This is a genomic window from Yersinia vastinensis, assembly GCF_044905075.1.
Classification (GTDB): domain Bacteria; phylum Pseudomonadota; class Gammaproteobacteria; order Enterobacterales; family Enterobacteriaceae; genus Yersinia; species Yersinia vastinensis.
This window is the reverse complement of sequence record NZ_CP173260.1, coordinates 3,487,593-3,508,703: the sequence shown is the minus strand read 5'-3', so window position 1 is coordinate 3,508,703 and position 21,111 is coordinate 3,487,593. Positions and strand designations below refer to the sequence as shown.

Here is a 21,111-nt window from a genome sequence, read left to right as displayed (position 1 = left end):
TTCTTTTAGTAACAATAATCCCTCAATAGTATGATTAATCTGGCATGTTTCGCTGTAATCTGCGCTATATTTGAAAAGTGAAATGAAGTCATTAACAAATAATTTATTAATACGGCGTCGGGATTACGGCAGGGATCGCGAACGATGGTTAGGTTGAAAAATGTGTGTGGGACTTGAAAAAGAATATTAATCCCCCAATTAACTTAATAGACGTTCATATTCGATGTTGATAAAACACTGGCTGAATACCACCGTCAAATGAGTCTGGATAACCAGACTGTTTGCATGCGACCTTGATGCATGAACATAGTCATCATTGCTTATCTCAAGTAGAATCGGTTATGAATGGCGCCAAAGTAAATTCTATTAGGAGACGGTAATGTCATACAGTGGCGAACGAGATCAATTTGCACCTAACATGGCTCTGGTGCCAATGGTAGTTGAGCAGACTTCACGTGGGGAGCGTTCTTACGATATCTTCTCCCGTCTGCTGAAAGAGCGCATCATTTTTCTGACCGGTCAAGTTGAAGACCATATGGCCAACTTGATCACAGCGCAAATGCTGTTTCTGGAAGCAGAGAATCCGGAAAAAGACATTTTCCTGTATATCAACTCACCAGGTGGGGTGATTACTGCCGGGATGTCAATTTATGACACCATGCAATTTATTAAGCCTGATGTCAGCACTATTTGTATGGGCCAGGCGTGTTCGATGGGCGCATTCTTGTTGACTGCGGGTGCCAAAGGTAAACGTTTCTGCCTGCCGAATTCGCGGGTGATGATTCATCAACCGTTGGGCGGCTTCCAGGGCCAGGCCACAGATATTGAAATTCATGCAAAAGAGATTTTAAAAGTGAAATCACGCATGAACGAACTGATGGCGCATCACACGGGAAAATCTCTCGAAGAAATAGAGAGAGACACTGAGCGCGACCGTTTCCTGTCTGCCGAACAGGCTGTAGAATACGGTTTAGTCGATTCTGTGTTCACCCGTCGTGACTAACGACTTATTTCTGTGAGCCGATATACTATAGTGAATGTAAATAGAACAAATCGCGATGCTTAATTAGCCAGGTTGCGTATTGTTTGTTCACTCCATATGATGTCGACTGTCCGTTGAAGGCTAACGTGGCGTACAGAAGTTGCGAGAATAGTCTCCCTGCCGCAGGTTTTCGATGTGGCAGATATTAAAGAAGAGGTTTACTGATGACAGATAAGCGCAAAGACGGTTCTGGAAAGCTGCTGTATTGCTCTTTCTGCGGCAAAAGCCAGCATGAAGTGCGTAAGCTAATTGCCGGGCCGTCAGTGTATATCTGCGATGAATGTGTCGATTTGTGTAACGACATTATTCGCGAAGAGATCAAAGAAGTCGCACCGCACCGCGAGCGTAGCTCGCTGCCAACGCCACACGAAATTCGTCGCCACCTTGATGATTACGTCATCGGGCAAGAACCGGCGAAAAAAGTATTGGCGGTTGCGGTGTATAACCACTACAAACGTTTACGCAATGGCGACACCAGCAATGGTATCGAATTGGGTAAAAGTAACATTCTGCTGATTGGCCCGACAGGCAGTGGTAAAACGCTGTTGGCGGAAACGCTGGCTCGCTTCTTGGATGTGCCATTTACGATGGCAGATGCAACCACACTGACTGAAGCCGGTTATGTGGGTGAAGATGTTGAAAACATCATTCAGAAGTTGCTGCAGAAATGTGATTACGATGTGCAGAAAGCACAGCGCGGTATCGTCTATATCGATGAAATTGATAAAATTTCACGCAAGTCTGATAACCCATCTATCACCCGTGATGTGTCGGGTGAAGGTGTGCAACAGGCCCTGTTGAAATTGATCGAAGGGACTATTGCTGCTGTTCCGCCGCAAGGTGGCCGTAAACATCCTCAGCAGGAGTTTTTGCAGGTTGATACCTCTAAGATTCTGTTTATCTGTGGTGGTGCTTTCGCGGGCTTGGATAAAGTTATCGGGCAGCGTATTAACACCGGTAGCGGTATTGGCTTTGGTGCCACAGTAAAAGGTAAGTCAGAAAAGGCGACTGAAGGTGAATTATTACGCCAGGCAGAGCCAGAAGACTTAATTAAATTCGGTTTAATCCCTGAGTTTATCGGCCGTTTACCTGTTGTAGCGACCTTGAGCGAGTTGAGCGAAGATGCTCTGATTCAGATTCTAAAAGAGCCGAAAAACGCTCTGACGAAACAATATCAGGCATTGTTCAATCTTGAAGGGGTAGAGCTTGAGTTCCGTGATGAAGCGTTGACCGCTATCGCTAAAAAAGCGATGGCGCGTAAAACCGGTGCTCGTGGCCTGCGTTCTATCGTAGAAGCTGCTTTGCTCGATACCATGTATGACTTGCCATCAATGGACAGTGTGGAAAAAGTCGTAGTAGACGAGTCAGTTATTGCTGGTCAGTCTGCGCCAATGCTAATTTATGGTCAGCCTGAAGCTCAAGCTTCTGGCGAATAATTAGCCAAATAATCCAGATGGTTAGTACGACAATGGGGGATTTTATCCCCCATTTCTTTTTCCTCGCATTGTAATCGTTGAATGTAAGACATTCGTCCCCATATACTCAATTACCTATTTAGTGAAACTCGTGATGATTCGTGTTTCACGAGATTCCCAGTAATCTGGCGGAAGCTAAACTAAGAGAGAGCTCTATGAACCCTGAGCGTTCCGAACGCATAGAAATCCCTGTATTGCCTCTGCGCGATGTGGTGGTTTATCCGCATATGGTGATTCCACTGTTTGTCGGCCGGGAAAAGTCGATTCGGTGCCTGGAAGCGGCAATGGACCATGATAAAAAAATCATGCTGGTTGCGCAGAAAGAAGCCTCAACTGATGAGCCTGGTATCAACGATCTGTTTTCAGTCGGCACTGTAGCCTCAATTCTGCAAATGCTTAAATTGCCTGATGGCACAGTCAAAGTGCTGGTTGAAGGGCTACAGCGTGCGCGTATTACCACGCTTTCCGACAGCGGTGAGCACTTTGCTGCTCAAGCAGAATATTTAGAATCACCGGTGATGGACGATCGCGAGCAAGAAGTGCTGGTTCGCACGGCGATTAATCAGTTTGAAGGTTACATCAAACTGAACAAAAAAATCCCACCAGAGGTACTGGCTTCATTGCACAGTATTGATGATGCGGCACGTCTTGCTGACACTATCGCGGCACATATGCCGTTGAAATTAAATGATAAGCAAGCTGTTCTGGAAATGTTCGATGTGACCGAGCGTCTGGAATATCTGATGGCGATGATGGAGTCTGAAATTGACCTGTTGCAGGTTGAAAAACGGATTCGTAATCGCGTCAAAAAACAGATGGAAAAGAGCCAGCGTGAGTACTATCTGAATGAGCAAATGAAAGCTATTCAGAAAGAACTGGGCGAGATGGATGACGCACCAGACGAACATGAAGCATTAAAACGCAAAATCGAAGCGGCCAAAATGCCGAAAGATGCGCGTGAAAAAACAGAAGCTGAACTGCAAAAACTGAAAATGATGTCGCCGATGTCGGCGGAGGCCACCGTTGTTCGTGGTTACATTGATTGGATGTTGCAGGTTCCGTGGAACAGCCGCAGTAAAGTGAAAAAAGATCTGGTCAAAGCGCAGGAAGTTCTGGATACCGACCACTACGGCTTAGAACGTGTTAAAGATCGTATTTTGGAATACCTCGCAGTACAAAGCCGGGTTAGCAAAATTAAAGGGCCAATTTTGTGTCTGGTAGGGCCTCCTGGGGTAGGTAAAACCTCCTTGGGGCAGTCTATTGCCAAAGCAACCGGGCGCCAATATGTGCGCATGGCATTGGGTGGCGTGCGTGATGAAGCGGAAATTCGCGGTCACCGCCGTACCTATATTGGTTCTATGCCAGGTAAATTGATCCAGAAAATGGCAAAAGTTGGAGTGAAAAACCCACTTTTCCTGTTAGATGAGATCGACAAAATGGCATCTGATATGCGTGGTGATCCTGCCTCTGCATTGCTTGAAGTATTAGATCCAGAACAAAACGTCGCATTTAACGATCACTATCTGGAAGTGGATTATGATCTGTCAGATGTCATGTTTGTAGCAACGTCTAACTCCATGAATATTCCGGCCCCACTGCTGGATCGTATGGAAGTTATCCGTCTGTCTGGCTATACCGAAGATGAGAAACTCAATATTGCCAAGCAGCATCTGCTGCCAAAACAATTTGAGCGCAACGCCATCAAAAAAGGCGAGCTGACCATCGACGATAGCGCCATTATGAGCATTATCCGTTATTACACCCGTGAAGCAGGGGTACGTAGTTTGGAACGTGAAATCTCCAAACTGTGTCGGAAAGCGGTAAAAAATCTGCTGATGGATAAAACGGTTAAGCACATTGAAATCACAGGCGACAATCTGAAAGATTTCTTAGGTGTACAGAAAGTCGATTATGGCCGTGCTGATACTGAAAACCGTGTTGGTCAAGTCACTGGCTTGGCATGGACCGAAGTCGGCGGCGATTTGCTGACTATCGAAACGGCCTGTGTTCCGGGTAAAGGTAAACTGACTTACACCGGTTCGCTGGGCGAAGTCATGCAAGAGTCAATTCAGGCCGCATTGACGGTGGTGCGCGCACGTGCAGATAAATTGGGCATTAACCCTGATTTTTATGAAAAACGTGATATTCACGTGCATGTGCCTGAAGGTGCGACACCGAAAGATGGTCCAAGCGCAGGTATTGCAATGTGTACCGCATTGGTTTCTTGCTTGACCGGTAACCCAGTTCGGGCCGATGTGGCGATGACCGGCGAAATCACTTTACGTGGTTTAGTATTACCTATCGGTGGTTTAAAAGAGAAATTACTGGCCGCTCACCGTGGTGGGATCAAAGTGGTGCTGATTCCAGATGATAATAAACGTGATTTAGAAGAGATTCCGGATAACGTTATTGCTGATCTGGAGATTCACCCGGTTAAACGGATTGATGATGTTTTAGCCATTGCTTTGCAAAATCCAGCCTTCGGGGCACAGCCGGTAGCGTCAAAATAGTGACGGATCGCAAAAAGTATTGATAAAACTGATGCTGGTGAGTGAAATGCTACTTGCCAGCTATTTTTTGTGCGGCTAAGTTAGTTCGGCTGTCTGGCAAAAGTTTAAGCCTTTGGGCTGCTTGCTAAGGTCGGGCAGGATTGATATAACAGCTGCGCTGTCGTGTTGTCCGTAGGGATTTTCGGCGCGACGATAGAATTCTAAAGGGGATGAAAGAGTGAATAAGTCACAACTGATCGACAAAATTGCCGCAGGTGCTGATATTTCTAAAGCGGCCGCTGGGCGCGCATTGGATGCAATTATTTCTTCTGTTACTGATACCTTGAAAGATGGGGATGAAGTAGCTCTGGTTGGTTTTGGTTCTTTTACAGTTCGTGAGCGTGCTGCACGAACTGGCCGTAACCCTCAGACTGGTAAAGAAATCAGTATTCCAGCAGCTAAAGTACCAGGCTTCAAGGCCGGCAAGGGTCTGAAAGACGCTGTAAACTGATTGCCGCGTCAATTCTCACCTGCGTTTGTGTTAAACAATAACCTGACGCAGTTGAGCTGGTAAGGTAAGATACAAGGCGCATCGTTAATGATGCGCTTTTTTTTCGTTTAGGCAGTTGAACTGACTTAGCGCTGAACTTACGTAACATTCTGGTTTGTCGAAAAAATGTCGGTAGCCTTTTGAGTAAAAAATGCAGTAGTAAGAAAGTACAATAAGCAGTTTTAACGCGCAGCAGCACGAAGGGCTGTCGCAAGGAATGCTGGGTTTATTTAGACCTGCGCAACAGTTTTAATCCATATTACAGCGGAGTATTGTCACATTATGATGGACAATTTACGCGCGGCTGCTAATAACGTCGTGCTCAAAATCATTCTGGCCTTGATCATGTTGTCCTTTATCCTGACTGGGGTTGGCAGCTATCTGATTGGTGGTTCCAACGACTTCGCCGCCAAGGTTAATGGCCAAGAGATTAGTCGTGCTCAGTTAGAACAGGCTGTACAGAGTGAACGTGGCCGCTTGCAACAGCAATTAGGTGAACAGTTCTCCGCACTGGCTGCGAACGAAGGCTACATGCTGCAACTGCGCCAGCAAGTTCTTGGGCAGTTGGTCAACAATATGTTACTTGACCAATATGCTAAAAAACTGGGCCTGACAGCGAGCGACGAACAAGTTAAAGATGCCATTCGCCAGGCACCTTATTTCCAAACTGATGGTAAGTTCGATAACAGCAAATATCTTGAGCTGGTTAATCGCATGGGTTACACCCCAGATCAATTTGCTCAATTACAACGTCAGCAGCTCATTAATCAACAATTGCTGCAAGCCTTTGGCGATACTGGTTTTGTTCTTCCTGTCGAAGCACAAGCCATGTCAGAGCTGATTTTGCAGCAACGTGAAGTCCGCTTGGCAACCATCGACCTTAAAGCTCTGCAAGCACAGCAAAAAGTGACCGATGAAGAGCTGCAAGCCTACTATGATCAGAACAAAAATAGCTTCATCGCGCCGGAACAGATGAAAGTCAGTTTCATTGTGATGGATGCTGCAGCGATGCAGGACAAGATTACGGTTACCGAAGAAGACATTTCTGCTTATTACGACCAACACAAAAGCAGCTACACCCAACCAGAACAGCGTAATTACAGTGTTATTCAGTTTAAAACCGAAGCAGAAGCCAAAGCTGCACTGGATGAACTGAAAAAAGGTGCTGATTTTTCCGCGATGGCAAAAGAGAAATCTACCGATATCATCTCTCGTAAGAATGGCGGTGAATTGGGTTGGTTGGAGCCAGAAACTACTGCGGATGAACTGAAACAAGCTAATCTGACTGAAAAAGGTCAGTTATCTGATGTAGTTAAATCTTCTGTAGGCTACTTGATTGTCCGTTTGAATGACATCAAGCCAGAGCAAGTTAAACCATTATCTGAAGTGCATGATGCGCTGGCTAAACAGGTTAAGCAGGAAAAAGCGGTTGATGCTTATTACGCGTTACAGCAAAAAGTGAGCGAAGCGGCAACCAGTGATAACGAGTCTTTGGCCTCCGCCGAAGAAGCAGCAGGGGCTAAAGCCAAACAAACAGATTGGTTTACCCGTGATACGGTACCCGCTGAAGTTAATTTCAAACCTGTTGTTCAAGCCATCTTTGATGGCGGTTTAGTGGGTGAGAATGGCGCACCGGGTAGCAACTCAGATGTCATCACTGTTGATGGTGATCGTGCGTTTGTTATTCGTATTGATGGGCATAAACCAGAAGGCATTGAGCCATTCGCTCAAGTTCGTGATCAAGTTGCTGAATTGGTGAAACGCCAGAAAGCAGAACAACTGGCACGAGTTGATGGTGAGAAGATCCTAACGGCGCTGAAACAAGGTAAAGGCGAAGAAGCCATGAAAGCCGCGGGTATCAGCTTCGGTGAGAAGAAAACCTTGTCGCGGGCACCAGATGATGATCAACTGGTGCAGACCATCTTTGCATTGCCTCATCCGCAAAAAGACCAACCGGTTTATGGTTTGTCTCAGGACCGTCAGGACAACATTGTATTGATTGAACTGTTATCAGTGACGCCGGGTAAATTGCCGGAAGGTGAAATGAAAACCTTTATTGCTAAAATGCAAGAGGGTTCCAGCGGTGTCACTTTTGATGCGTTGATGGCTAACCTGCACAAACAGGCGACTATCAAGATGGGGCCTGCGGAGCAGCAGCAACCGCAATAAGTCTCGCATTCATTTGCAAATCGATGTAACAACGAAAGGTCGCTTTGGCGGCCTTTCGCATATCTGAAATCTGTCATTTGCGGTGAGTCGGGAGGTACGGCAAGGTAGTCATGCTGTCAAATACAAGGAGGACACAGCATGAAATCCCTAGGAAAATTATTTGTAGTTACGTTGCTATTAACCGGTTTAAATATCCACTCTCCAGCCCACGCAGTAGCTGCAAGTTCCGCCAGTAGCTCCCCGCAAGAAAAAGTGCTTCATTCGTCAGGTAAGGTAACCGTATCCAGTAACGCATCAAAAGTGGTACAGGACAAAATGACGGTAACCGCTACAGCGGACAAGCACTCAGCAAATAAAGCATCAGATAGTCTACAAAGCCAAATTGATATTAATCGTGCTGATGCAGAACAGTTAGCGCAGTACCTCAATGGTGTTGGTAGGAAAAAAGCCGAGGCAATTGTTAGCTATCGCGAGCAATTCGGCCCTTTTACAGAGGCTGAACAACTGCTTGAAGTCCCGGGGATTGGTCCCTCTTTTCTAGAGAAAAATAGCACCAGAATTAAGATATAAATAGGGCAGTCAGGCAGATTCGAGAGAGTGTTTGCCTGACTATTTTCATAACGAATAATTCCCAGTATTTCATAATGTAAGTCGCAAAGGTGGGGTAAAACTGTGATGCTGATCCAGATTATATAGTCAGCGTGCTATGAAGTGTTTTTCCTCTGCTAATCTTTCTTTTTGAGGTCATACCAGTTGTGCCCGTCACTCTATAATTACAATTAACTGTCTGGAGAAGCTCGTCGTCATGCATACTCATATTAAAGTTAGGGGTTTCCATATTGATGTTTTTCAACATGTTAATAATGCCCGCTACTTAGAGTTTCTCGAAGAGGCGCGTTGGGAGTGGCTTGAGGGAGAACCAGCAGCACAGTGGATGGCGGAACACCAAATCGCTTTTATCGTAGTTAATATCAATATTAACTACCGACGGCCTGCAGTATTGGGTGATCTGTTGCGCATTGATAGTCAGCTATTGAGGCTGAATGGTAAAAGCGGCGTAATGAAGCAAACTGTCACACTGGAACCAGAGTCTATTGCTGTCGCTGATGCGGAATTGACTTTTGTTTGTATTGATTTACGTAGCCAAAAGGCATTGCCCATTGAAGGGGCGCTGCGCGAAAAACTTGAGGAGTTTGTGAATCGGGAGCGCTAAAAGAAACGGCTTTGCTATTTATAATCATAACGAATTATTGCTTATTAATAGCTACCTCGGCCGGATAGCACGAGGTAGCGACAATAAAGAGTTAAATCAATCCGGTTTTTTGCTTTAGGCTCAGCAGAACATTAGATTTATTCGCCAGATAAAACTCTAACCCTTTAGCACGCAAATGACATGCGGCACATTGGCCGCAGCCATCACCCTGAATTCCATTGTAACAGGTGAGGGTGTTATGGCGGACTCGTTCGAGTTGCTGATAATAATCGGCTAGGGCCCAGGTTTCGGCCTTATCTAGCCACATCAAAGGCGTGATGAACGCGATATCTCGGCCAATACCTAAATCTATGGCATGGTTGAGTGCTTTAACGAACTCATCCCGGCAATCTGGATAGCCGGAGAAATCAGTTTCGCAGACCCCAGTGATGACGGCTTCAGCTTGTACCTGATATGCATAAATAGCCGCTAAGGTAAGAAATAAAATATTACGGCCAGGGACAAAAGTACTGGGAACAGCATCTTTTTCGTCCTCACTGTAGAGAGGGACGGGGATACTGTCGCGGGTCAGGCTACTAACCGCTAACTCATTGAGCATACCGACATCCAGGACTTTGTGAGCCGCAGCACCAAGTTCAGTTGCCAATTTTTGGGCAACCTCTATTTCTGCACGGTGGCGCTGCCCGTAATCGAATGTAATACAGTGGACTTCATCATATTGCTGTAATGCTTGGATTAAACAGGTGGTGGAGTCTTGCCCACCACTAAAAACAACGACGGCGCGTGTCATGCTATTACCTCGTGCGGCTGTGGGATTTAAGGACGTCATCCCCTACAGCAAAATTAAGAACTGACAGTATGGTACTCAGTTAGCACGAGAAAAGGTAGCAAGGTGCGTTTGGCCATCAGACTGTAGTTGGGGGGAGCCACGCCTGACTAAAGTCGAACCAGCCGTAAGCAGTTAACGTAACACCATTAATTCGTGGTGGGGCATTGACCTGATATTGATAGTTAAACAGTGGCAGAATCAGCCCTGACAGCATTAACTCATTGTAATGTGCGCGCAATTGGCGAAAGCGCTCTGGAGAGGGTTCGATTTGCTGAATACGGGTCAGCGTTTTTTGCTGCTGTTCCCACTGTTCGGGTGAGAGAATGCCACGCCACAGCGGGTCAAGCCGGAGCCAACTTTCCATCGTCGCTTCAGGTGATTCACCAACTAAATGGTCTGCAAGCAATAAGTCAGCTTCTTCAATTTGGCGAATACTTTTCCACTGCTTATCATTGTTGGCGCGAATATCTAATGTGCAGCCGTGAACAGCCAGAACTGTTTTGAGTTGCATGGCGACCGTCTCAAGCTCCATTGGCGGCTGATAAACCAATACCAAATGGTCTGGCAGTGGTGGGTCTTCATTGGTGCTAAATTGTGGAATAGGCCAGCCCGGCAGCATCTCATGGCTGGGGGTGATAATACCGCGCTTGATGGAAAGCTCCTCCAATATTCCAGAGGTTTGCACGATCATCAGTAACTTAGCGGTTTGCTGCGAAGTCATATGATGTCGGTGCTGATTAATTGCCAGATAGCAAAAGCCAAGGCTCATACTGCGCTGGACAGGGCGAACCAGAGGGAAATCCTCTTCTTGACCGATGGTGATGCGCACCGGATGCTGACAACTGCCATCGGTTGAGGGGATCGCCAGACTTGGCGTTATCCAGTATTCGATGATTTCCAGATAAGGGTGCTGCAAATGGTAAAATTCATGCTGTTCTAATCGCACCAGATGCGGTTCAAACGTGGCTAGCTTAAAAGGGCCAGCCCCTAGCAGCGGATGCTCTGGATGAAATAACCGGCAGGGTAAATCAGCTAATCGGTGAGCCAGCCAGTAATCAGGCCGAGAAAGCGTAAATTGCAGACACAGAGCATGGGGCAGGGTAATAGTTAAAATATTGGCGAAACTAGGCTGACTGCGCGTATTTTCCTGCAGCAGTGTCAGTGTTTGTAATAATTGTTCGCCACGGATGTGTTCACCGTTATGCCAGCGCAATTGGCTACGTAAAAAGAATTGCCAGATTAAACCATCTTCACTGACGTGCCAGTGATGGGCCAGATCGGGTTGAGGCTGTGGGTCACCGGTATTAAACCGAGTCAAACCCGCATGTAACGTATAAATTAAGTGTTGTTCAGCCCGGCCTGTGGCGGTAAGAGGGTTTAATGGTTCAAGTTTGCGGTAGTAAGGGATTCGCAATATTGGGCTATCGGCTTGCCACTGCCCACCCATATGCGGGTTCAACAACGCTTGGAGGCGTTCAGGTTCCAACTGAGCTAATTCAAATGCGGCTTGATGATCACCTTGCTCAAGAAAGATTTGCAGATAACTTGCCCTGAGTATTTCCGGGCTTTTCAGGCATTGCAACTGCGCGCGTTTTCCTCGGCCAACCTGAGAGTGCCAACTGAGCCAGTCGTTCGCTTGTAGTTGCTGAATCAGGGTGCGGGCATGACGTTCACTGCAAAATAGTAGACCCGCAATTTCACCTACCGTGGTAGATACCTGCTGGTCTGCAAACTTCTTGTATAGACGCTGATATTGGGCAAGTCGGTGAATAATGCGCATAATTAATAACCTATTCCATTAGGGCTATCTTATCTGCCAATTTGAATCTCACCAGCACTCGCATAAAAATAGACCACTGATTGAATCGATGCTAAATACAGAACAGTTTAAATTAATTGTTCACTATTAGTTCCGTAAATATTACGCCATAATTTTATACATATCACCAGTTTCACTCTTTATGAGGTTTTGAATGTACCGTTTAGCCGCTTTTGATATGGATGGAACTTTACTGATGCGCGACCATAATATTGGTGGCGCGACATTGAACGCGTTACATCAATTGGTGGAAAATGGCATCATCCTGACCTTTGCGACTGGTCGACATTACATTGATATGAAAGGGATCTTATCCCACTCAGGTATTAACGGCTATTTGATTACTGGTAATGGTACTCGCGTCTGTGGCATGGATGGGGAGCCGCTTTATGGCATGGATTTGCCTGCAGAACTGGTGGAATTTGCTCTACACGCACCATGGCAAACGAATGCCAGTATTCATATCTTCCGTGATGAGGGCTGGTTTACTGACTGCAATGATTCCACCCTGTTGACGGCACATAAAACCAGTGGTTTCCGGTTCCAACATACTCAATGGGATACATTGCCCCTGACAGGCAATCACAAAATTTGTTTTATCGCGCCTCATGAAGAGCTGGTTGAGCTGAAAACTCAACTTGAGCAGCAAATGGGGGGGAAAGCTGACTTCTGTTTCTCTGCGCTGGAGTGTCTGGAAGTTTTACCCCTCGGTTGTAATAAAGGGGCGGCTTTGGAGAGATTAAGTCACCACCTCGATTTAACTCTGGCAGATTGCATGGCATTTGGTGATGCCATGAATGATAAAGAGATGTTGTCGCGAGTGGGTCGTGGTTTGGTGATGGGAAATGCATTGCCACAATTGAAGCAAGAGTTACCTCAATTACAAGTTATTGGACGCTGCGAGCAACAAGGCGTGGCGCACTATTTGCAACATTGGCTAAGTTCACCACACCTCACCTATTCCCCCGAATTCTGAGGTATATCCCAGCGTACTTTACGTTGGGGTAGCTATTAGCCAGCCGGATAACCATCCGGTTTTTTTCTTCCGAAAGGGGCCAGTGTCAAGGCCCCTTTTATCTGTCAGCTACAGGTTGTTTAACTCATGGCTGAAGGGGGTTAAGTCGCCGATATTACTGCTTACCCAGGGTGGGTTGTAGTAGGTATCAAGATAACGTTCACCACTATCACAGAGCAAAGTCACAATCGCGCCGCTTTTACCCTCTTCGCGCATTTTCTTGGCCAATTGCAGCGCTCCCCAGACGTTTGTGCCGGTTGACGCTCCCACTTTACGGCCAAGAATACCTTCTAACCAATGAATGGTAGCGATACTGGCAGCATCCGGTACGCGTAACATACTGTCGATCACTTCTGGAATAAATGAAGGCTCTGCACGTGGCCGGCCAATACCTTCAATACGGCTCCCACAACTGCCAGTGACTGCGCGGTCACGATTGCAGAAGCAGTCATAAAATACTGAATTTTCCGGATCAACCACCACAAGCTGAGTATCATGACCTTGATAACGGATATAGCGGCCTAAGGTCGCCGATGTGCCGCCAGTACCTGCACTCATCACAATATAGTCAGGGACTGGGAAAGGTTCGCGGGCCATTTGGCGGAAGATACTATCGGCGATGTTATTGTTGCCACGCCAATCGGTCGCCCGCTCGGCGTAGGTGAATTGATCCATATAGTGACCGTTAAGTTCGCGCGCCAATTGTTCTGATGCGGCATAAATTTGCCCTGCACTTTCAACAAAATGGCAGCGGCCACCATAGAAGGCGATTTGTTCAACTTTACGTCGGGCGGTACAACTAGGCATTACTGCAATAAAGGGTAAACCAATCAGACGTGCAAAATAGGCTTCAGATACCGCGGTGCTTCCTGACGATGCCTCTATTATCGTAGTGCCTTCTTTTATCCAACCATTACACAAACCATAGAGAAACAGTGAGCGGGCTAAACGGTGCTTCAAACTGCCTGTTGGATGTGTACTTTCATCCTTTAAATAGAGATAAATGCCGGGAAAAGCGGGCAAGTTGAGTCGAATTAGGTGTGTATCAGCGGAGCGTTGAAAATCGGCTTCTATTTCGCTGATAGCGTTTTTTACCCAAGTATTGGTCATTTCATGGCCTGCGATGTAGGTAGTAAACTAATGATGACTAGATTAACGGTTATCAAAGAAAAAAACGTTGCCATTTTTCCTGCTTTATCGCCAAATGGTAGAAATTTATTCTATGGTTAATCGCTATGCTAGATAAAACTGACCGTAAACTCCTCTGTATGTTGCAAGAAGATTGCACACAGTCACTGCAAGTTCTGGCCGAGGCGGTCAATCTGACCTCCACTCCGTGTTGGAAACGTTTAAAGCGCCTTGAAGATGAGGGGTTTATTCGTGGGCGAGTCGCGTTATTAGATAGTGAAAAATTAGGATTAGGACTCACCGCATTTGTGCTGATCAAAACACAACAGCATAATAGTGGCTGGTATCAAGAATTCGTCGAGTTTACTAAGCAAATGCCAGAGGTGTTGGCGTTTTACCGTATGGCGGGTGAATATGACTATCTGATGCAGGTTGAAGTTGCCGATATGAAGAGCTATGACCGTTTTTACAAACGAATGGTTAATGGTGTGCCTGGGTTGATTGATGTGACTTCGAGCTTTGCGATGGAAAAGATAAAATATACAACCATGCTACCTGTGCCCGAATGATTTTTTGAATAAAAAGCTATTTTAATGATGATATTCTACTCTTAGTCGCTGTAGTGAAATACCGATGCTTTTCGGTGTCAAACCATGGAATAAAACTGCGTGAGATTGTTTGCACAATTAGGCTGGTATTTCCGCCGTGAATGGCGCCGTTACGTGGGCGCGGTATTGTTGCTGATCATTATTGCTATCTTGCAATTATTGCCACCTAAGCTGGTCGGGGTGATAGTCGATGGCATCAGTACAAAACAGATGTCGACTAATATGCTGTTGGTCTGGGTCGGCGTGATGCTGTTAACGGCGATTGTGGTCTATCTATTGCGCTATGTGTGGCGCGTCCTACTTTTTGGTGCTTCTTATCAATTAGCCGTAGAGTTGCGGGCAAAATTTTACCGCCAACTCAGCCGGCAGGCCCCAGGTTTCTATTTACGTCATCGCACTGGCGATTTAATGGCGCGTGCCACAAATGATGTTGACCGCGTGGTATTTGCTGCCGGTGAAGGGGTCTTGACACTAGTAGATTCGCTTGTGATGGGCTGCGCGGTGTTGATTGTGATGAGCACGCAAATTAGTTGGCAGCTCACCTTGTTGTCATTACTGCCGATGCCAGTCATGGCAGTGGTCATCAAATATTACGGTGACCAGCTACATCAGCGATTCAAGTCAGCTCAAGGGGCATTTTCTACCCTCAATAATCAGGCGCAAGAAAGTCTAACCAGCATTCGCATGATTAAAGCTTTTGGTTTGGAAGATAGCCAGTCACATCAGTTTGCGCAGGTCGCAGAGCAGGCTGGTGCGAAGAACATGTACGTTGCACAAATTGACGCCCGCTTTGACCCGACGATTTATATCGCCATCGGCGTCGCTAATTTATTGGCCATCGGCGGCGGCAGCTGGATGGTGGTGAATCACAGCATTACCCTTGGGCAGTTGACCAGTTTTGTCATGTACTTAGGGTTGATGATTTGGCCGATGCTGGCACTGGCATGGATGTTTAATATCGTCGAACGGGGCAGTGCGGCCTATAGTCGCATTCGCAGTTTGTTGGAAGAAGTGCCAGTGGTAAAAGATGGCGATATGGCTTTATCTGATGAGCGCGGCACTTTGGCGGTGAATATTCACCACTTCCAGTATCCGGGGGCTGAAAAACCATCATTACATGATGTGGCGCTGACATTGGCCCCGGGGCAAATGCTAGGACTCTGTGGGCCTACGGGGTCGGGTAAAAGTACCTTACTGGCATTAATTCAGCGGCAATTTGATGTTGATGATGGCTCGATTTGCTATCAGGGACATTCGCTGTCTGATATCCGCTTGCATGACTGGCGCGGGCGATTATCTGTGGTCAGTCAGACGCCATTTCTGTTCTCTGATACGGTCGCTGGCAATATTGCGTTGGGTAAACCCGATGCCACCCAAGCACAGATTGAACGGGCAGCCCGTTTAGCCAGCGTGCATGAAGACATTCTCCGTCTCCCGCAAGGTTATGAGACTGAAGTGGGGGAGCGCGGTGTGATGCTGTCAGGCGGGCAGAAACAGCGAATTTCTATTGCTCGCGCACTGTTGCTTGACACTGAAATTTTGATCCTAGATGACGCGCTTTCAGCGGTTGATGGTCAGACGGAGTATGAAATATTAAAAAATCTGCGCGAATGGGGCGAACATCGCACCGTTATTATCAGTGCTCATCGTCTTTCTGCTTTGACTGAGGCGAATGAAATTTTGGTGATGCAACAAGGTAGCGTGATGCAGCGAGGCACGCATAACGTATTGGTTAATCAGTCTGGTTGGTATAGAGAAATGTACCGTTATCAGCAGTTAGAGGCCGCTTTGGATGAGGGTGAATCGGAGGCCAAAACCGATGAGTAAAGTTCAGCAACCTCTACCAATACGGAAACTCTGGCCCACACTAAAGCGCCTGCTCTCTTATGGATCTCCGTACCGTAAACCTTTAGGGCTGGCAGTCTTCATGCTGTGGGTAGCGGCGGCGGCAGAGGTTAGTGGCCCCTTGCTTATTAGTTATTTTATCGACCATGTGGTTGCCAAAGGCACGTTGCCTCTGGGGTTGGTCAGTGGGTTGGCGTTGGCTTATTTGCTGCTGCAATTACTGGCTGCATCATTGCACTATTTTCAGGCATTGCTATTTAACCGAGCGGCAGTCGGCGTGGTTCAACGGTTGCGTATTGAAGTGATGGATGCCGCTTTGCGCCAGCCTCTGAGTGCTTTTGATACTCAACCGGTAGGGCAATTAATATCTCGCGTAACGAATGACACCGAAGTGATAAAAGATTTGTATGTGATGGTGGTGTCAACGGTGCTGAAAAGTGCAGCATTAATCGGTGCGATGCTGGTAGCTATGTTCAGCTTGGATTGGCGCATGGCGTTGATTTCGATTTGTATTTTCCCTGCGGTGCTGGTGGTTATGGCGATTTATCAGCGCTATAGCACGCCTGTTGTGCGCCGGGTTCGGGCTTATTTAGCGGATATTAATGACGGCTTTAATGAAGTTATTAACGGCATGGGTGTTATTCAACAGTTCCGCCAGCAAGCCCGTTTTGGGGAGCGTATGGAGTCTGTCAGTCGCGCGCATTATGTTGCGCGTATGCAGACGCTGCGTTTAGAAGGTTTTCTCTTGCGCCCGCTACTGAGCTTATTCTCCGCCATGGTGCTCTGCGGCTTGTTACTCCTGTTCGGCTTCAGCCCAGAAGGTTCCGTGGGGGTTGGGGTGCTGTATGCGTTCATTAACTATCTGGGGCGCTTGAACGAACCATTGATTGAGCTGACATCTCAACAATCCATCATGCAGCAGGCTGTGGTGGCAGGGGAGCGTATTTTCGAGCTGATGGATCGCACCCAGCAAGGTTATGGTACGGATGACAATCCACTGACCAGTGGTCGTATTCAAGTGAATAACGTTAGTTTTGCTTACCGTAGCGATAAAATGGTGCTGCAAAATATCTCCCTTGATGTGCCTTCTCGTGGTTTTGTTGCTTTAGTCGGGCATACGGGCAGTGGTAAAAGCACCTTGGCTAACTTGTTGATGGGCTACTATCCCGTGCAGAAAGGTGAGATTTTGCTTGATGGCCGGCCTCTATCGACATTATCACATCAAACCTTGCGCCAAGGTGTAGCTATGGTGCAGCAAGACCCCGTGGTTTTGGCAGACTCGTTTTATGCCAATGTGGCCTTAGGTCGTGATATCAGTGAACAGCAAGTGTGGGATGCTCTGGAAACGGTGCAATTGGCTGCCTTGGTCCGTGCCTTGCCTGATGGGTTGCACAGTCTGCTTGGTGAGCAGGGCAACACTTTGTCTGTTGGGCAAAAACAATTACTCGCGATGGCTCGGGTGTTGGTGCAGGCACCACAAATTCTGATTTTGGATGAAGCAACAGCGAATATTGATTCTGGCACAGAGCAGGCGATTCAGCGGGCATTACAACTTATTCGGAAAAATACCACACTGGTAGTGATCGCACACCGCCTCTCAACCATTGTTGATGCAGATACTATTTTGGTATTGCACCGCGGTGTTGCTGTTGAGCAAGGGACACATCAAGCGCTATTAGCGGCTCACGGGCGCTATTATCAAATGTATCAGTTGCAATTAGTCAGTGAAGATTTAGCCGCCATTGATCAGGTGGAAACCGCAGCAAGTTAAGCAAGAGTCTGCGGAGTTGCTGGCTCCGCAGATTTTTTCAGTCAATATCTCCTAATTTCTTCAGCCCATAGCCCCGTAAACGCCCATCTACTATGAATTCCGCACCATAATCTGGCAGCGTAATCCTGAGCTAAAGGCGGAGTGCACTTCCGTGACGCGCATCGCACTATTATGGTGCACAAAAACTAGTCAATCTGCTTGATTCCTTCAGGCTGTCACTAAGCTGACTATCTCAACCTCCCTGTGTTCGCCCTTTCTGCATTAAATTCTCGTGACTGATATTTATGGCATAGCCTTTGCTTTATCTGTTTCGTGGCAGACATGAATTCGACTTAATTCGAGAAGGGGCAAATATGAAGCTGGTTACCGTGGTGATCAAACCATTTAAGCTGGAGGATGTGCGTGAAGCCTTGTCCTCTGTGGGTATTCAGGGGCTGACCGTCACCGAAGTAAAAGGATTTGGTCGCCAGAAAGGGCACGCCGAACTTTATCGAGGGGCTGAATACAGCGTTAATTTCTTACCCAAAGTGAAAATTGATATCGCTATTGCGGATGATCAATTGGATGAAGTTATTGATGTGATCAGTAAGGCGGCCTACACCGGCAAAATTGGTGATGGCAAAATTTTCGTTGCTGAATTGCAACGTGTTATTCGCATTCGTACCGGCGAAACAGACGAAGCAGCACTGTAATTTGCAGGCTCAAATTTAGTGAATAGGGATGGGTTGATGATGAAAAAACTTTTATCCGTGTTGGGCCTGAGTTCGGTAGCGATGCTGCCCTCTTTGGCAATGGCCGCAGCACCGGCTGTAGCTGACAAAGCCGATAACGCTTTTATGATGATTTGTACCGCTTTAGTGCTGTTTATGACTGTGCCCGGTATTGCCCTGTTCTATGGTGGCCTGCTGCGTTCTAAGAACGTGTTATCCATGATGACTCAGGTCATGGTCAGTTTTGCGCTGATTTGTGTGCTGTGGGTGCTGTATGGTTACAGCTTGGCGTTCAGTACCGGTAATGCATTCTTTGGCAGTTTCGATATGGCGATGCTTAAAGGGATTGAGCTGACAAGCTTGAGCGGCACGTTCTATCAATATATCCATGTGGTTTTCCAGGCTTCATTTGCCTGTATCACGGTGGCATTGGTTGTGGGTTCATTCGCTGAACGTATTCGCTTCTCCGCCGTATTAATCTTTGCGGTGCTGTGGTTCACCTTCTCATACCTGCCAATGGCGCACATGGTATGGGGCGGCGGTTTCCTGGCAATGGACGGCGCACTGGACTTTGCGGGTGGGACCGTGGTGCATATTAATGCCGCGATTGCAGGTCTGGTTGGCGCTTACTTGTTGGGTAAACGTGCCGGTTTTGGTAAAGAGGCCTTCAAACCGCACAACTTACCGATGGTCTTCACTGGGACCGCTATCCTGTATATCGGCTGGTTTGGTTTCAATGCTGGCTCCGCTAGCGCGGCTAACGAGATTGCGGCACTTGCCTTCTTAAATACTGTCGTGGCAACCGCGGGTGCCATCCTCTCTTGGGTCTTTGCTGAGTGGATTTTGCGTGGCAAACCGTCACTGTTAGGTGCATGCTCTGGTTGTATCGCGGGTCTGGTAGCGATTACTCCTGCGGCAGGGACTGTCGGAGTGGGGGGCGCATTGATTATCGGCTTGATTGGCGGGGTTGCAGGTCTGTGGGGTGTGGTACTGCTGAAAAAATGGCTGCGGGTGGATGACACCTGTGACGTGTTTGGCGTCCACGGTGTGTGTGGGATTGTCGGTTGTATTCTGACCGGTGTCTTCACCTCTGCTTCACTCGGCGGTACAGGCTATGCCGCCGGCGTCACAATGGGGCATCAAGTTGGTGTTCAGTTGTTCAGCGTCGGGGTCTGTTTAGTCTGGTCGGGTGTTGTTGCTTTCGTTGCTTACAAAATTGCTGACTTGGTGGTCGGATTGCGAGTACCGGAAGAGCAAGAACGCGAAGGTCTGGATGTTAACAGCCACGGCGAAAATGCATACAACCAGTAATGGCTGGCAAGTTAGAAAATAATAATTAATGATGATGGTAACAGGGGCGATGGAAACATCGCCCCTGAACTTTTCAAGGAACTAACGGTGTAAACGAATAACCCCTTCCTGAACCGTTGAGGCGACCAACACGCCTTCGCGAGTATAGATTTGCCCACGAACAAAACCGCGAGCGCCTGAAGTTGAGGTACTCTCCACGGCATACAACAGCCACTCATCCATACGGAATGGCCGGTGGAACCACATTGAATGGTCTATCGTGGCAATTTGCACACCCGGTTCTAGGAAACCAATACCGTGCGGTTGTAAAGCGGTCAGTAGAAAATTGAAATCAGAGGCATAACCCAGCAAATACTGATGAATTCGTAAGTCATCTGGCATTTTTCCATTGGCGCGGAACCAGACATAGCGATGGGGTTCATCAACTGAGCCTTGCAGGGGATTGTGGAATTTCACAGGCCGCATTTCTATCGGCTGAGGACCAATGAACTTTTCTCGTACTTTTTCGGGGATTAGATGGGCAAATTGACGAGCGATATCCGTTTCAGACATTAATCCCTCCGGCGGAGGAACATCTGGCATGGTATTTTGGTGCTCAAGACCTTCTTCCTGACCTTGGAAAGATGCTGTCATATAGAAGATAGGTTTACCATTCTGGATCGCGCTGACCCGGCGGGCACTAAAACTGTTGCCATCACGCAATGTTTCCACGTCATAAATAATTGGCTTGCTGCTATCACCCGGACGTAAAAAATAGCTGTGAAATGAGTGGACGAGCCGATCACTAGGGACGGTCTGCTTTGCAGCATAAATCGCCTGACCCACCACCTGACCACCAAACACCTGACGTAAGCCAAGGTCTTCACTTTGGCCACGGAAGAGCCTTTCTTCAATTTTTTCCAAATCGAGTAGATCGAGCAGTTCTTTTAATGCTTGGCTCATGTTGTGGCCTCTGATGATTGAGTTCAGCCACAGTGTGCTGAATCCGTTAGGGGGTCGTCAATATATTGCTGTGAAACTGCTACCTAACTGATACTTCTTTTATAAGGATTAGTCTGATAAATAGCTTAATTGGGCCGAGAACGGCAGGTGGTAGCATATTGTGCTATAATTAGCTAGCTAGGTGGTTGAAGCCAC

General features: G+C 47.2%; 17 protein-coding genes. 13 read left to right on the top strand and 4 right to left on the bottom strand.

Annotation, left to right across the window (positions count from 1 at the left end):
• The first annotated feature begins 379 nt into the window (after positions 1 to 379).
• The 7 genes from clpP to ACIOG0_RS16330 all read left to right on the top strand — a co-directional run bounded on the left by clpP (position 380) and on the right by ACIOG0_RS16330 (position 8,938).
• A complete protein-coding gene (gene clpP, locus ACIOG0_RS16360) occupies positions 380 to 1,003 on the top strand; it encodes an ATP-dependent Clp endopeptidase proteolytic subunit ClpP (protein WP_004714577.1) in 624 nt (207 codons plus the stop codon).
• A gap of 203 nt (positions 1,004 to 1,206) precedes the next feature.
• Complete coding sequence (clpX, locus tag ACIOG0_RS16355; RefSeq protein ID WP_050099151.1) at positions 1,207 to 2,478, top strand: ATP-dependent protease ATP-binding subunit ClpX; 1,272 nt, start codon at positions 1,207 to 1,209, stop codon at positions 2,476 to 2,478.
• A gap of 194 nt (positions 2,479 to 2,672) precedes the next feature.
• Positions 2,673 to 5,027, top strand: a complete 2,355-nt coding sequence (lon, locus tag ACIOG0_RS16350) for an endopeptidase La (protein WP_050077342.1) — start codon at positions 2,673 to 2,675, stop codon at positions 5,025 to 5,027.
• Between the two features lie 217 nt (positions 5,028 to 5,244).
• Positions 5,245 to 5,517 (top strand): nucleoid-associated protein HU-beta, encoded by a 273-nt coding sequence (gene hupB / locus ACIOG0_RS16345; protein WP_050099149.1) that lies wholly within the window; start codon positions 5,245 to 5,247, stop codon positions 5,515 to 5,517.
• A 321-nt stretch (positions 5,518 to 5,838) separates the two neighbouring features.
• Positions 5,839 to 7,725, top strand: a complete 1,887-nt coding sequence (gene ppiD, locus ACIOG0_RS16340; RefSeq protein WP_128451613.1) for a peptidylprolyl isomerase — start codon at positions 5,839 to 5,841, stop codon at positions 7,723 to 7,725.
• 138 nt (positions 7,726 to 7,863) lie between these two features.
• A complete protein-coding gene (locus tag ACIOG0_RS16335; protein WP_128451612.1) occupies positions 7,864 to 8,295 on the top strand; it encodes a ComEA family DNA-binding protein in 432 nt (143 codons plus the stop codon).
• Positions 8,296 to 8,530: 235 nt separating this feature from the next.
• Positions 8,531 to 8,938, top strand: coding sequence for a YbgC/FadM family acyl-CoA thioesterase (locus ACIOG0_RS16330; RefSeq protein ID WP_050099144.1), 408 nt, complete (start codon positions 8,531 to 8,533; stop codon positions 8,936 to 8,938).
• Positions 8,939 to 9,029: 91 nt separating this feature from the next.
• Here the strand turns inward: ACIOG0_RS16330 and queC are convergent, their stop codons facing one another.
• A complete protein-coding gene (gene queC / locus ACIOG0_RS16325) occupies positions 9,030 to 9,728 on the bottom strand; it encodes a 7-cyano-7-deazaguanine synthase QueC (RefSeq protein ID WP_050139918.1) in 699 nt (232 codons plus the stop codon).
• 115 nt (positions 9,729 to 9,843) lie between these two features.
• Positions 9,844 to 11,547, bottom strand: coding sequence for an SgrR family transcriptional regulator (locus tag ACIOG0_RS16320; protein ID WP_050139917.1), 1,704 nt, complete (start codon positions 11,545 to 11,547; stop codon positions 9,844 to 9,846).
• A 193-nt stretch (positions 11,548 to 11,740) separates the two neighbouring features.
• On the opposite strand from ACIOG0_RS16320, the gene cof reads away from it, so the two are divergent.
• A complete protein-coding gene (gene cof, locus ACIOG0_RS16315; RefSeq protein WP_050139916.1) occupies positions 11,741 to 12,562 on the top strand; it encodes an HMP-PP phosphatase in 822 nt (273 codons plus the stop codon).
• Between the two features lie 108 nt (positions 12,563 to 12,670).
• Here the strand turns inward: cof and ACIOG0_RS16310 are convergent, their stop codons facing one another.
• The gene (locus ACIOG0_RS16310; protein WP_050099137.1) at positions 12,671 to 13,711 is read right to left on the bottom strand and encodes a PLP-dependent cysteine synthase family protein; all 1,041 of its coding nucleotides are present in this window, start codon (positions 13,709 to 13,711) and stop codon (positions 12,671 to 12,673) included.
• Positions 13,712 to 13,836: 125 nt separating this feature from the next.
• Between ACIOG0_RS16310 and ACIOG0_RS16305 the strand changes: the two genes are divergently transcribed.
• The 5 genes from ACIOG0_RS16305 (at position 13,837) to amtB (ending at position 19,974) form a co-directional block, all read left to right on the top strand.
• The gene (locus ACIOG0_RS16305; RefSeq protein ID WP_050099134.1) at positions 13,837 to 14,298 is read left to right on the top strand and encodes an Lrp/AsnC family transcriptional regulator; all 462 of its coding nucleotides are present in this window, start codon (positions 13,837 to 13,839) and stop codon (positions 14,296 to 14,298) included.
• A 99-nt stretch (positions 14,299 to 14,397) separates the two neighbouring features.
• Positions 14,398 to 16,164 (top strand): SmdA family multidrug ABC transporter permease/ATP-binding protein, encoded by a 1,767-nt coding sequence (locus tag ACIOG0_RS16300; RefSeq protein ID WP_128451609.1) that lies wholly within the window; start codon positions 14,398 to 14,400, stop codon positions 16,162 to 16,164.
• Positions 16,157 to 17,953, top strand: a complete 1,797-nt coding sequence (locus ACIOG0_RS16295) for a SmdB family multidrug efflux ABC transporter permease/ATP-binding protein (RefSeq protein WP_050099131.1) — start codon at positions 16,157 to 16,159, stop codon at positions 17,951 to 17,953. The genes ACIOG0_RS16300 and ACIOG0_RS16295 overlap by 8 nt, the downstream gene beginning before the upstream one ends.
• A gap of 353 nt (positions 17,954 to 18,306) precedes the next feature.
• Positions 18,307 to 18,645, top strand: coding sequence for a P-II family nitrogen regulator (gene glnK / locus ACIOG0_RS16290; protein WP_002208627.1), 339 nt, complete (start codon positions 18,307 to 18,309; stop codon positions 18,643 to 18,645).
• A 39-nt stretch (positions 18,646 to 18,684) separates the two neighbouring features.
• Positions 18,685 to 19,974, top strand: a complete 1,290-nt coding sequence (gene amtB, locus ACIOG0_RS16285; protein ID WP_050099252.1) for an ammonium transporter AmtB — start codon at positions 18,685 to 18,687, stop codon at positions 19,972 to 19,974.
• A gap of 81 nt (positions 19,975 to 20,055) precedes the next feature.
• Here the strand turns inward: amtB and tesB are convergent, their stop codons facing one another.
• The gene (gene tesB / locus ACIOG0_RS16280; RefSeq protein ID WP_050099129.1) at positions 20,056 to 20,916 is read right to left on the bottom strand and encodes an acyl-CoA thioesterase II; all 861 of its coding nucleotides are present in this window, start codon (positions 20,914 to 20,916) and stop codon (positions 20,056 to 20,058) included.
• Positions 20,917 to 21,111 lie beyond the last annotated feature (195 nt).